The following is a 13,390-nucleotide window of genomic DNA, read 5'->3' as shown; positions in this document are numbered from 1 at the left end:
TATATTCTATGTAGGTTTCCACAGGTGCTATCGTTATTCCTTTTGAGTTGGTATGTACTTCTTTGCAAAATTTATCGACTGACTCATCCCATCCAGTTCGTCAAAATAATCATTTCTTTCAATCATGTTATATCCGTCGAATCCAATTTCATCTAATACTTTGAAAAATATATCGAAATCCACTTCACCATTTCCTACTGCTACTTCTATATACTTACTTGAACGATTGCTTTTCACTTCTTTACAATCTTTAATATGAGTTTGTACTATATAATCTTTTAATAGTAATAAACTTTCTTCCGGATTTTCATTTACATCACTTATTAAATTTGCTGGGTCAAAGTTAACAGCTAGTCCTTTCGAGTTTACAGTTTCTAAAAATTGTTTTAATACTATTGTTTTTTCAGATCCCGTCTCAATAGCAAAGACTCCCCCAAGTTTGAATGCTAATTCCCCTATCTCATAACAAACCCGTATCATTTTATCATAGTACTCACTTTTTTCATCATCTGGAACTTTCCCAATATGAGCTGTTATTATCTTTGCTCCCAGCTCCAAACCTCTGTCAGTAATATATTTAATCTGATCTATTGCACTGTCAACTTCTGTTCCTGTAATTCCATTTTCTCCAAAACTAATTGCTAATGATGGAATCTTTATTCCATTAAAAGATAAGCTTTTCTTTAAAGCAGTCCATTCTACCACTGGAATATTAGCTAAGTTGAAGTTTTTATTCATAGCATATAATTGAATATATTCTAAATCCCATTCCCTTGCTTTTTGTATTCCTTCGTTTACTTCAATATGTTTCGTATTCAAAAACATTCCTAATTTCCTATCCATATATGTACCTTCTTTTTATTATTTCGCATCAATTTAATATTCGACTTTTTTTATATTACTTCCTTTTACATATGTTGATTTAAAAAATGATGATAGATACATTTTAATAACCATTAATAAACCTCCTTGTATTATTCAATTGCAAATAAAAAAAGACGTAACTACAAATAGTTACGCCTTCCCCATTATTTATCTAGGCTTTTTCTTCCCAGTAAATGCTGGTTTCTTTTTCTTTGGTGCTTTCGGTTTCGTTTCTACGAATGATCCGTTGAACATTTCTTGCTTCGTAAATACGATGCCTAGTTTTTTCGCAAATTGCAGTAATTTACGTTCTTCTTGTTCTGTTACAAGAGAAACTACTGTTCCTTCTTTACCCATACGTCCAGTACGTCCTGAGCGGTGAATGTATTGGTCTACTGTGTCTGGTAACTCTAAGTGAATTACATGTGTTAAATCATCAATATCGATACCGCGTGCTGCAATATCAGTAGCAAGGAGAATCTCTAGTTTCCCACCACGGAATGCACGCATCGTCGCTTCACGCTCTTGCTTACTTGCTTCTGCATGAAGAGCTGCTGCTTTCATTTTACGGAATTGCAATTTCTGAGTAATTTCATCTAAACGGAATGGGTCATTTAAGAAAGCAACTGCTTTTACATCGCCCATATGCATAATTCTTCTTACGTAATCATTTTTTTCGCGTCGCTCACAAATGATATACGTATGTTCAACTAAGCTTTTTGACTCTGCACGTGTTATACGCACTAATTGTGGTTCAACTGCTAAATCGCGTGCAGCATCTTCTGCCGCTTTTGTAATTGTCGCCGAGAAGAATACTAATTGACGATCTCGCATTGTAGATTTAATTACATCTTGTACTGCGCCCATCATCTTTTGTTTTACAATTTGATCAAACTCATCAAATACAATCGTTTTTACTTCATGCATCTTTAACTTTTTCATTCGAATTAATTCTAAAATACGTCCTGGTGAACCGACAATTACTCTCGGGTGTTTCTTTAATTTTTCAACTTGGCGCTTAATATCTGCACCACCAATTAAAGATGCCCCTGAAATTTCAGTTCCTGCTGTAAACTTTTGAACCTCTTCATGAATTTGCATGACAAGTTCACGTGTTGGTGCTAAAACAACAACTTGTGGCTGTTTTACTTCAGGATTAATTTTATGTAAAAGGGGTAATAAGTACGCTAATGTTTTTCCTGTTCCAGTTGGAGATTCAGCTATAACGTCTTGTCCTTCTAAAATAGTTGGAATCGCTTGTTTTTGAATTTCAGTTAATTCTTTAAAACCAGCCTTCTCCCAAGCTTCTTGTAAAAATGGTTGCATATCTTTTATCATTTGTTTTTCTCCTTTATCTCTATTTTTGAAGAAAATGCTGTATTGTTCGCACCGTTTCTATCATGTGTGAAATAACAGCTATTAAATCATCAACATGGTCTTCTGTAATCGCTTTTTGAAATAGAACCTCTACCTTATTATGATATGAAATCGCTTGCTTATTATATTCGTATGAAACTTTCTGCATAATCATTCTTTCTTTTCCCCATATAGAACGCATTAAAGTTTCAATTTCTTCGCATCCTACTTCTGGTTGTTCTAACGGGAATGAAAATGCTAGCTTCATTTCACAACCTGGTGTAAACTGAGGCACTTCTAGTATTTCACCAGACAAGTTCTTTGCATCCACAGATAATGAAAATGTTGCTTCTACTAATGGTTCAAACGGTTCTGTTAATTGAAATGAGATATGATATATACGACTTAATGAAGCAAGGTCCATCATATCTTTTCGATCTGTTACAAGAATATCTCCATGTAGATCAAAATCATACACAGCACCTTCTACGATTACTTTTAAATTGTCAAAAGCAGTTGGATCAAACATAATTTCCTCCAAAAAACAGGCGCCTTTCGATGGAAAGGCGCCACTTGATGTATATATAGTTTACAGATAAACGAGATGAATTACAACCTTTTAGAATAAACCTACTGCTTTTCCATCTTCATTTACATCCATTTGAAGTGCTGCTGGTTGTTTTGGAAGACCTGGCATTGTTAACATTGTACCTGTTAACGCAACGATAAAGCCTGCACCGATAGATGGTTTTAACTCACGAATTGTAACGATAAAGTCAGATGGACGACCTAATTTTGTTGCATCGTCAGAAAGAGAGTATTGAGTTTTCGCCATACAAACTGGTAGGTTACTCCAACCTTCTCCTTCATATTGAGCTAATTGCTTACGTGCTTTCGGAGCAAATTCAATATCTTTTGCGCCATATACTTTTTGAGCAATTGTACGAATTTTTTCTTCTAAGGGTAATTCTAATTCATAAAGTGGTGCGTAGTTGTTTTCACCTTTTTCGATTTCTTTTAGTACTTTTTCAGCAAGATCAACTCCGCCTTGGCCACCTTTCTCCCAAACTTCTGTTAAGGATACTGCATAGCCACGCTCATTACACCACTCTTGTAAGTATGTAACTTCTGCATCTGTATCTGTAATGAATTTATTAATTGCAATTACGAAAGGCACACCGAAGCTTTGAATTGTTTCAACATGCTTCTGTAAGTTTTCCATACCTTTTGCTAATGCATCTACATTTTCTTCTTTTAATTGATCTTTTGCAACGCCGCCATGCATTTTAAGCGCACGAATAGTCGCAACAATAACAACTGCTTCTGGTTTAATACCAGCTGCACGGGCTTTAATATCTAAAAACTTTTCAGCGCCTAAATCAGCACCGAATCCAGCTTCTGTAATAACATAATCACCTAATTTTGCTGCCATTGTCGTAGCGATAACACTGTTACAACCGTGAGCAATATTCGCAAATGGTCCACCATGAATAATAGCTGGTGTATTTTCTAACGTTTGTACTAAGTTTGGCTTTAATGCGTCTTTTAATAATAGCGTTAACGCACCTTCTACACCTAAATCTTTAACCGTCACAGGTTGATTTGCAAAGTTATAAGCAACTACGATGCGAGATAGACGTGCTTTTAAGTCTTGAATATCTGTTGCAAGGCAGAACACGGCCATAATTTCAGATGCTACTGTAATGTCAAAACCGTCTTCACGTGGTACACCTTGTACAGGTCCACCAAGACCAATTACTACATTACGAAGGGCACGATCATTTAAGTCAACACAGCGTTTCCAAACGATTTTACGCGTATCAATTCCAAGTGTGTTTCCTTGTTGGATATGATTATCAATAAACGCTGCTAATGCGTTATTGGCAGTTGTGATCGCATGGATATCTCCAGTAAAGTGAAGGTTAATGTCTTCCATTGGTACGACTTGTGAAAAACCGCCACCTGCTGCTCCACCTTTTAATCCCATCGTTGGTCCAAGAGATGGTTCACGAAGTGCAATTACTGTTTTCTTACCAATTTTATTAAAAGCTTGACCTAAACCAACTGTTACTGTTGATTTACCTTCTCCAGCTGGAGTTGGGTTAATCGCTGTTACTAAAACAACTTTACCGTCTTTCTCATCTTGTAAGCGCTTAAAAATATCAAGAGATAACTTACCTTTATAATGCCCGTATGGCTCTAATTCATCTTCTAAAATATTTAAATCAGCTGCAATTTCTTGAATCTTCTTCATACTCGCTTCTTGTGCGATTTCAATATCGGATTTCACTGTTGTAGTAGTTGTCATATACCCTAGTCCCCCTTTAATTGGTTCTGATGATATTGTATCAGTTTTTTGTATTTTCTGCACTTATTTACCTCCTAAAAATTCTTTCATTTCTTTATACGTTTTTTAACATAAATACCCATAAGAATGTTAACGATTGTTGTAACTCTGTAGGTAGTTGACCTAGCATCTTCTCATTTACTCCGCGCTTATATACGCCGATGCCATCTACAACTTCAAAACCTTGTTCTTTCGCTAACTGTTCAAATTCCCAAGGCATCATCGTATTACAAACAACGTCTTTTCCATACAAGCGAGGATAACTGTTCTCTCGTGGCTTTGCTGTCGGTCCTAAAATTGCAATACATGCATATCCATCTTTCTTTAACACACGCTTTATTTCATTTAACGCTCGTAATGGCTCTTCCGTCCATTCTAAAGAATTAATTGCCATAATTGATTCAAATTGCTCATTTTCAAATGGTAATGCAGAAAGATCTCCTTTTATAAAAGATAAATTTGGTCCTTCTCCGCGCTCCTTACCTTTTTGAATCATCACTTCCGATAAATCTACTCCCACTGCTTTATAGCCTGCGCGACTTAATTTATATGTACCGTACCCATCACCACAACCAACATCGAGCACTTGTGCTTCTTTCTTCACGTATTGTTCAAAAAACGGAATAATTGTGCTCCTACTCCCGCTATCCCACATTTCCTGACTATTTTGATTCCAAAACTCCGCACTACTATCCCATTTCTTCTCTGCTGATTCATGCCAATTAAATGTTGTCATACATTCCCCTACCTTCACGTATTATCATTCATTTCATTCTACATCATTTTCCAAAATTCCTGTTTTATCCCGCTTGCAGTAAGACACCTACCCCAAAATTCAATGGATGCGGACCAGTTAATGGGAGAGAATTGCTCATAAAAATCCAATTGTCGCTGGCTGATAATCAGTCCTAGTGGAAAAAATTCCACACTTTATCTTCAATAGGAGATGGATATGTTAACGATGGAATGCGTATTCTCCAATTTTTGCTTTACTTGGGTTTAACTCATACTCATGCTCTTCTCATTTTGAAAGATACTATAGATACACCCAATTGAAAGAGAGGGATGTACATGCGAAGAAAGAGAAATCATCATTTTAAAAGTGGTGAAAAAAACGAAGAGTATGCTGCTGAAATATCACCAGCTGGCATTCCAATTAGACATAAGCGTAAAGAAATTGCAAATGAGATAGAAGGTACAAATACCGGCGCAATGGTAGGCTATGTCGCCTTATTTCTTTCGTTATTCTCCATTGCTTTTTATCCCGTTACGCTCGGCTCCCTAGCAATTTTAGTTGGCCTATTAGCTGTCAATTTCGGAGCAAGAACACTTGGATATACAGCAATTGGCTTTGGTAGTTTTTCTGTTTTATTTACTTTACTTTATCCGCTTGCTTTGTCAGCGTTTTAAAAAAACACACCAAGTTATACTTGGTGTGTTCATTCATGATACAACATAATATGACCGCATCCACAACAATGTTTCGCTGTAATTTCTTGAAACACTGGATAATTTTCTTCATCTCGATGCTCAATAAATACTTTTTCAAATCGATACATGTTTGGTGCATATGCCCAATCTTGTTTCGTACGTGCATATAACGTTGAGGAAAAAAACTCCTCACCACCGCAAACGATACATGTGTTCTTCATCGCTATCCCTCCTATGCTTGTCTTACTTCATCTATATGAACATAAGCATAAAAAAAAGACCTTCTATTACTAGAAAGTCTTCTCTGAAACAAAAAGAAATGTACCAAACATTCCTACTCCGCTATATTCTTTTGAAACACCAGCTTCTGTTTTAAATGTTTGCTTTACAGTCATAAAGAATACACCATTTCGTGCATCTGTACTTTCAAATTGTAGTTTTTCTTTTTTACCATCTACATTTTGCGTGCATTCAAAACTACTCTCATTACAATTCAACGCATACTTATCCTCTACATACACTTTAAAATCTGATTCTTTCGGACAAGTTATAAGTAATATTGCCACGAGAATAATACTTATAATACCCACAATTGTATAATATTTCTTCATTTGTACTCCTTTCAAATGACAAGAAAACTTGACTTCATACGCCAAGTTTTCTTAGTCAACAACCCATTGCCACTCTTGTTCTTTCTTATCAAAAATGAGCCAACCTGTTTCTGTTGCTTCCTCTTTCAATTCATCGATATTATCTAACACCTCATCCGTACTTTCATACGAACCAACTACATATACCGGAATTTCAAGACCTCTTCTTGACTCAATCTTCCCTGCTAGATCTATGTAAAGACCATCTTCCATTAGTGGAATCAGCCCCATGATCAATTCTTTTGAAATTGCTGGGAAAATTTTTGATTTTTGGAAGAAAGAAAAACGTTTCTTACCGAAAGCACCGAGTTTATACGGAATGACTTTACTTAACATTCCTACAAAATCAGCAATTCTACGATAATACACTTTGTTGTACCATCCGTCATCATGTGAAAAATAAACAAATCGATTTTTCAACAGCGGAAAGAATGTTCTTGCAAGTGGTTCTTTTTTGTGAGCCAAATATAATAATTCTGCAATTTCTTTCGGCTCTAATTCATCTAAATCGCTTGCATCATCAAAATCTACCCAACAAAATTCATCAAATTCATCAATCTCTGCTTGAATTAACTTATGTATATTTTCTTCCTCAACATATTCAAATAAAGTATGATAATGAAAATCCGTCCATTCAAAGTTGTGCTTCAAAAGCAACACTTGATGAAGCGGTGAAGGGATGTTACTCGCAAACTCTTTAAACGTAATTCCTGATGTAATAAAACAATGACCTCGACGATTACCATTAATATATATCATATTCTTTACTTGGTCAGATCCTCCAGACAAAGCACCTAGCCACCTTCGTTTTATATGTTTCAATTCTATAGCATATTTTAACATGAAAAATTTTAGAAACATAGAAAAAACTTCAAAAACTATTTACAATTTCATGTGTTTTATTACATAGTGATTACAAGAAAAAACGCCTGCTCATAAGCAGGCGTTTTTAAAGGATTTCATCAGGGTTTTGAGGATGATGATTTCCCTCTTTCTTTTCTTCTTTTTGGAACATCGATTGAATTTTATCAATTGTTTGCGGAGCTAATTCAATCATTTTTTCTGCTAAATGTGTCGCATTTTGTAAATGAAGAATATTTACTCCATCTTTATTCACCACAAGAAATGCTACTGGTGTAATCGAAACACCACCCGCGCTACCGCCACCAAATGCAGCGTTACCGTTCGCTCTTTGTCCATCATTCGTTGGGAAATCAGAACCTCCTGCTCCAAAACCGAACGCTACTTTAGAAACCGTTAACACCACACCACCGTCAGCCGTTTGAACAGGCTCTCCAACAATCGTATTTACATCAACCATTTCTTTTAAATTTTCCATTGCTGCTTTCATTAACCCTTGAATTGGATGATCCACCGTTCATAACCTCCTTTGTCATATCTTTCCTAGTTTTTCCGAAAGTTTGTGAACTAAACATAAAATTTTATATTGATTTCAAAAAACTTAAGTTGTAATATTTAGAAAAATAAAAAAGAGGTCGATTCGTTATGATGCGAAAATTAACAAAGAAAGATCATGAACAAGTATTCGCTTATCTAAAAGAAGAAGCAGCCCTTAACTTGTTTATTATTGGAGATATTGAAGCTTTCGGTTATGACACAGATTTTCAAGAATTATGGGGAGTATTTAAAGAGAATGGAACATTAAAATCAATTCTACTCCGATTCCACGATTCATTTATACCCTATAGTAAAGAAGAATTTATTACCACTGATTATGAGGCACTTCTTTCCGCATATAAGCCACTTAAACTCTCTGGTAAGTCGACTATCGTAGAACAATTTGAAACTGCTTCAAATATACAACTAGGTACTAAAAATGAAATGTATTTTTGCGAATGTCTAAATGACAACAACTTACCTAGCACACCAATTCATGAAACAATTAAACTTGCCTCACTCGATGATATAGAACGAATTATGAAATTACGAAGTGACATCGCTGAATTTCCGACTACCAATGAATCAGAGAAAATATTAAGTCAGACTATCGAAACAAATACAGGACGCACATACTATATTGAAAAAGATGGCGTGATCATCGCATCCGCCTCTACTTCCGCTGAAAATTCATTATCCGCTATGGTAGTTGGTGTATGTACACACCCGAATTATCGCGGAAATGGCTACGCTTCACTCATATTACAAAAAATGATCCAAGACTTTACGAAAGAAGGCCGAACACTTTGTTTATTTTATAACAATCCAGCTGCTAGACGAATTTATAAACGACTAGGATTTAAAGACATTGGAATGTGGACGATGTATCGATAATAAGAAGTACTCTATAAGAGGAAATAGTTGTAACTTAGCAATAAAAGCCGATTACACAAAAACTTCACACCGTTATTATGAAGAAACTACTTGAGGAGCGAGGACTCTAACTAAAAAATGGTATGCATTCAAACTAAATTTAGACAGATAAAGTGAAACTTTAATCAGTGGGGGTTTTCTCCATCCCCCACTGATTATTAGTTGAACCAATCGGACTTTTATGGGCAGTTGATCCCCCACCTAACTTCTTTGCTTTCGCTGAATTTTGAGGTGGGGGTCTTACTGCCCATTAAAGCGGGATAAACGCCCCAATTGTTGCATCTACTCCAGCAATTGGGGCGTTTATTCTCAAATTATTTCCACTACAACTAGAAATAATTATGAAACATTCACCATACTATTCTCTCTAAATATTCCATCATAATACAACCAGAAGTAATTGTTATCGCCTAAATCCTCCTCAACTTTCGGCCTTTCAATCACTTATTTAATCATTTATTATTTTCATATTACTTTTTATAATTTACATACTCTTTCTTAGCGTCTTGATTGTTATCTTTTTTACTACTAAAATACACATATATTTGCTGACTATGTGTTAATATTTTACCTTCATCATTTTGCTTCTTATAGTCAATTGAAATTGTTAATTCTGTTATTTGTATTGGGTGTTTTTCATTATCTATTGAATCATTAAAGTTAAGTACAATTGATGCATTTTCAAATTTATCATATTGCAATTTTAATTTATCGTTAATTATTTCTTGAAATTTTGCTTCTGTTATAGTAAATCCAACTGAATTTGGTTCATTAAATTTTTTCTATTACCACCTGCTTTCAATTTTAAATTCCCTACACCTTGTAATCTATTAAATATCAATTTCACAGGAGAAACATCCAAATTCGAATCAGATTCTTGACCTTTTCCGTTTTGATACATAAAGTTTGTATTATATTTTTCTTCTTTATAATTAATATCCTTATGTCTATCCTCTCCATCTTTTGTTTTACTTGTTATTGTTTGAGACGTTATTCCATATAACAGTTTTTCTTTCAAATTATATATACCTTCAGTAGTTTGATATAGCGTATTATAATGGTTTTCATCACCATTTGTTTCTATAGTAAAATCAACAACTCGTTCTTTCACATACGCATATCCCTCAGCACTCGCAGACATAACCTTTCTCATATCTCCTTCATCCAAAGCTTTGACAAACGGCTCATAATCTATCTTTTTTTCACCAAAACTACACGTACCTAATAGAATCATTACTACCATCATAATAATTATTTTATTAATTAATCTTTTGGTCACATTAATCACCTACATAATTAAAATGTCTTTGATAGTTCAAATAGTCTTCTTTTATTTTATTATTACTTTTTTTATCATTAAAGCTTACAAATATTTGCTGTTGTTTTAAAACATTTTCTTTCTTTACACTTACAGCTATTCTTATTTCTAATAGTCCCATAGATCCTTTCTTTGAATCTTTTATAGCATTAAAGTGCAATCCAATTGAGCTACCAATAAATTCATCATATTCTAACTTTAATTTATCGTTTAGTACTTGTTGAAACTGAGATTCTGTTAGACTATAACTAACAATATTCGGTTCATCGAATCCCTTTGTATCTTCTGACGCTTTCAAATCTTTTATTCCCTGTAAGCAATCCATAATTAATTTAACAGAGGACACATCAAATACCTTTTTTACAGTCTTCACTTCCCCACCTTCATACATTATATTAGTATGATAAATTTCTTCTTCTTTGTAATTACTATTATCCGCCTTTTCTTTTTCATTTTTAATATTCGTAGCTATTTCCTCCGTTGTTTCTCCAAATAATTTTTTCTCATCGGTATTATAAATCCCCTCTGTTGTTTGATAGATTGTTTTACTATGAGTACCGTCTTCTTTTTCCTCAAAAGTCCCATATATGCTTCTTTCTTTCACATACGCATACCCATCATCACTAGCAGACATAACAGTCTTCATGTCCCCTTCATCCAACGCCTTTACTAATCTCTCATACTCTATCTTTGTCTCCCCAAAACCACATCCACTTAATAAACTTGCTACTATTGACATAACTATCATCATCTTAACTTTCTTCTTTAACTTCATACTGACACCCTTAATCAATCAAAATAAGCTTCCCTCTCTCCATTTTGGAAGAGGAAAGCTTATTTCCTTTTTAATTTATTTTTTTCCCTTTATTTCTAACCCTTGTTCTCGTTGTTTCTTTTTATTTTTTTCAATTACTTTTTCAACAAACTCATTCCGCCACATTTTAAACTTAGCTGCGAATTGACCTTCAATTTTATTTCGATACCCTTCAAATTTAACCTCTGCAATATCCGCGTGGTTAAATAATTTATATGTCTCTTCGGTTAAACCCACTGGATGCAATACTCCGCCATAATCATAGAATGTGTTTTCATCAAGTAATAAACCTCTCGTAGTGATTACATACTCTACATTTTCCCCTTCTTTAAGAGCCAATCTCACAACACTGCCTAAAGGTAATACTCTATCCATATAATCTTTCATATTAATTCACTGTCCCTTTTAGTACGCTAATTTTCTCTTCTATTTTTTGTCTTTTTTTCTCTAATTGACGGATACGATCAATAAATGCCTCACGTGTTTTCCCTTGTAATGTACTATCAATACTACTCTCTAACCTTCTAATATCCCCAGTTAAAGATGCAGCTGCTTTTTCCAATTGCACTACAACGTTTATAATTTGTTCTCGTCCACCACTAGCTGGAAATGTACTATGAACTCTTGACATTATCGTATGTAAATCCACCTTCATACCCCTCTCTTTTAAATTTATAAACTTGGAGTTTTAATAATATGAAACTGCCCCTAATTCTTCATCTTTTGCAAACATAGAAAATACTGCCTCTGAAACATCGTTGTTTAATTGCTTTAAATCTTTTGATAACTCCTTTACATCTTTAGCAATTTCACCTAATAAAGAACGGTTTATCCCCCTGCTGTTGTCATTCATAAAAAGATTTAATAATGAGTGACGATGACTTAATATATGTTCAGATACAATTGCAGCTACATTTGTATCTACCACAAAATCTCCTTTAAACAAATCTAGTAAATCTTGCACGTAAGAAGCTGCTACTTCTTTTGCAATTTCTAAAATTTCACTTGTAGCTAAATATACTACAACACTTCCAGCCAAAAAATTTATAGCAGTATTAAATACAGACTCTAATACTTCTAAAACTTTTTCCTTACATTTCGCTAAAGTTGTTTCAATCCACTCTACAGCTGTATCTACTGTGCCTTTAATTTCAATTGTAGCCATTAGGCTAAATTGAATTGCTTCTGCTGTAATTTGGGATTTTAGCCCTTCATACTTTGTATTTAATCTTGAAAAACCTTCTTGAACTATATCTTTTAGCTTTTCAAGCTCCTTGCTACCTTGCATAACGTCCGAGTACCATAATATCCCACCTAAAATAGTAGAAATTGGCGTTACGCTTAGTATCAAATTAATTGCATTTCCAGCTATTTTTTCTTCCTGGATAGAAACTTTTCTATGAAATACGTCATTTATAGTTCCTGTATATATTGCACCAGTAGATTGGGAAAGCTCCAGAATCCCCGGAATAATATCCCACCCTGTATCATTATCACTTGCTAGTTTATCAAGCCATATTAGGTGCCCACTTTCATCATAATCCTTCGCTGTAAAAGCATATGAGTGTCCTGCTTGATTTGGGATTTTATACATTCTTCCTGGAAGTGTGAAGTCTGCTGCCTTTATCCCAATATGTAGTGGATCATTCTGATTAATGATATTCCGAACATTTTTCATATCAAAGCCATTACCAAACTTATCTACATCTCGATTTAAAACTGGTGCTGGATTTAGCGCCAAAACATCAATATCGTCTTCTTGATGCCTTAATGCTACTGTATTTGCAATACCTCCGCCCAAAGAATGTCCTGTTATACTAATGGTTTTACCATCAGCATATTGTTTCACTTTTTCGTAAAATGCCTCTCCTTGATCATATTGTTTTACTTCTAACTCATGTTCCCAATCATTAAACACTAATTTATTTGCATTGGTTAAATTATGACCACCTATCTCCGCATCCACTACTACATCACTATTATTGTCTTTTCCAGCTTCCGTTCCAACATACGAAATAACAACTTCTCCTGTTTTATTATCCTTAAAGGCATAAGCTGCAAATCCTGTATCTTTATCCACTTCAACCTCTATAAGTGTTGCACCAAATTTTTCTTCTAAAGTATTTATGTTTAATTCCCTGCCGTTTTCTCCTGTTTTATTATATGGCTCTTCGCTGTTATTGAAACTATATATATCTTCTCCTGCTAGTTTCAATTTCCCCCAATCCGAAGTCAATCTATAATTTTCTGTCTTTTCCACACCTTTCGTCAAACCACTT

At 34.4% G+C, this 13,390-nt stretch carries 15 protein-coding genes and 1 pseudogene; 2 read left to right on the top strand and 14 right to left on the bottom strand.

Going from position 1 to position 13,390, the window contains the following annotated elements:
- Positions 1 to 33: 33 nt before the first annotated feature.
- From CN409_RS05750 to CN409_RS05730, 5 genes are all read right to left on the bottom strand, one after another.
- Positions 34 to 843, bottom strand: coding sequence for a sugar phosphate isomerase/epimerase family protein (locus CN409_RS05750; RefSeq protein ID WP_141527689.1), 810 nt, complete (start codon positions 841 to 843; stop codon positions 34 to 36).
- A 189-nt stretch (positions 844 to 1,032) separates the two neighbouring features.
- Positions 1,033 to 2,202 (bottom strand): DEAD/DEAH box helicase, encoded by a 1,170-nt coding sequence (locus tag CN409_RS05745; RefSeq protein WP_000588599.1) that lies wholly within the window; start codon positions 2,200 to 2,202, stop codon positions 1,033 to 1,035.
- 19 nt (positions 2,203 to 2,221) lie between these two features.
- Positions 2,222 to 2,749, bottom strand: a complete 528-nt coding sequence (locus tag CN409_RS05740; RefSeq protein WP_000460216.1) for a hypothetical protein — start codon at positions 2,747 to 2,749, stop codon at positions 2,222 to 2,224.
- A gap of 90 nt (positions 2,750 to 2,839) precedes the next feature.
- The gene (locus tag CN409_RS05735; protein WP_014482011.1) at positions 2,840 to 4,528 is read right to left on the bottom strand and encodes a formate--tetrahydrofolate ligase; all 1,689 of its coding nucleotides are present in this window, start codon (positions 4,526 to 4,528) and stop codon (positions 2,840 to 2,842) included.
- Positions 4,529 to 4,622: 94 nt separating this feature from the next.
- Positions 4,623 to 5,303: a class I SAM-dependent methyltransferase gene (locus tag CN409_RS05730; protein WP_000206579.1), complete on the bottom strand. Its 681-nt coding sequence runs from the start codon at positions 5,301 to 5,303 to the stop codon at positions 4,623 to 4,625.
- 335 nt (positions 5,304 to 5,638) lie between these two features.
- On the opposite strand from CN409_RS05730, the gene CN409_RS05725 reads away from it, so the two are divergent.
- Entirely contained in the window at positions 5,639 to 5,977 is a 339-nt protein-coding gene (locus CN409_RS05725; RefSeq protein ID WP_001253201.1) for a hypothetical protein, read from the top strand.
- 29 nt (positions 5,978 to 6,006) lie between these two features.
- Here the strand turns inward: CN409_RS05725 and CN409_RS05720 are convergent, their stop codons facing one another.
- The 4 genes from CN409_RS05720 to ytfJ form a co-directional block, all read right to left on the bottom strand.
- Positions 6,007 to 6,219: a hypothetical protein gene (locus CN409_RS05720; protein ID WP_000798747.1), complete on the bottom strand. Its 213-nt coding sequence runs from the start codon at positions 6,217 to 6,219 to the stop codon at positions 6,007 to 6,009.
- A 69-nt stretch (positions 6,220 to 6,288) separates the two neighbouring features.
- On the bottom strand, positions 6,289 to 6,609 hold the full coding sequence (locus tag CN409_RS05715) for a hypothetical protein (RefSeq protein WP_000761171.1): 321 nt from the start codon (positions 6,607 to 6,609) through the stop codon (positions 6,289 to 6,291).
- 51 nt (positions 6,610 to 6,660) lie between these two features.
- Positions 6,661 to 7,437, bottom strand: coding sequence for an oxalate:formate antiporter (locus CN409_RS05710; RefSeq protein ID WP_000014087.1), 777 nt, complete (start codon positions 7,435 to 7,437; stop codon positions 6,661 to 6,663).
- Between the two features lie 160 nt (positions 7,438 to 7,597).
- Positions 7,598 to 8,023: a GerW family sporulation protein gene (ytfJ, locus tag CN409_RS05705; RefSeq protein ID WP_097980858.1), complete on the bottom strand. Its 426-nt coding sequence runs from the start codon at positions 8,021 to 8,023 to the stop codon at positions 7,598 to 7,600.
- Positions 8,024 to 8,154: 131 nt separating this feature from the next.
- Here ytfJ and CN409_RS05700 point away from each other — a divergent pair, with 131 nt between their 5' ends.
- Entirely contained in the window at positions 8,155 to 8,940 is a 786-nt protein-coding gene (locus CN409_RS05700) for a GNAT family N-acetyltransferase (protein WP_097980857.1), read from the top strand.
- 509 nt (positions 8,941 to 9,449) lie between these two features.
- Here the strand turns inward: CN409_RS05700 and CN409_RS05690 are convergent.
- The 5 genes and pseudogenes from CN409_RS05690 to CN409_RS05670 form a co-directional block, all read right to left on the bottom strand.
- Positions 9,450 to 10,225: pseudogene (locus CN409_RS05690) on the bottom strand (DUF3952 domain-containing protein).
- A gap of 34 nt (positions 10,226 to 10,259) precedes the next feature.
- A complete protein-coding gene (locus CN409_RS05685) occupies positions 10,260 to 11,072 on the bottom strand; it encodes a DUF3952 domain-containing protein (protein ID WP_097980856.1) in 813 nt (270 codons plus the stop codon).
- Between the two features lie 75 nt (positions 11,073 to 11,147).
- Complete coding sequence (locus CN409_RS05680; RefSeq protein ID WP_097980855.1) at positions 11,148 to 11,498, bottom strand: DUF4176 domain-containing protein; 351 nt, start codon at positions 11,496 to 11,498, stop codon at positions 11,148 to 11,150.
- A gap of 1 nt (position 11,499) precedes the next feature.
- The gene (locus tag CN409_RS05675; protein WP_000363098.1) at positions 11,500 to 11,760 is read right to left on the bottom strand and encodes a hypothetical protein; all 261 of its coding nucleotides are present in this window, start codon (positions 11,758 to 11,760) and stop codon (positions 11,500 to 11,502) included.
- A 39-nt stretch (positions 11,761 to 11,799) separates the two neighbouring features.
- Positions 11,800 to 13,383, bottom strand: coding sequence for a lipase family protein (locus CN409_RS05670; RefSeq protein WP_000160311.1), 1,584 nt, complete (start codon positions 13,381 to 13,383; stop codon positions 11,800 to 11,802).
- Positions 13,384 to 13,390 lie beyond the last annotated feature (7 nt).

It is taken from the genome of Bacillus sp. AFS012607 (genome assembly GCF_002558005.1).
Taxonomy (GTDB): domain Bacteria; phylum Bacillota; class Bacilli; order Bacillales; family Bacillaceae_G; genus Bacillus_A; species Bacillus_A thuringiensis_S.
This window is presented reverse-complemented; position numbering and strand designations above follow the sequence as displayed.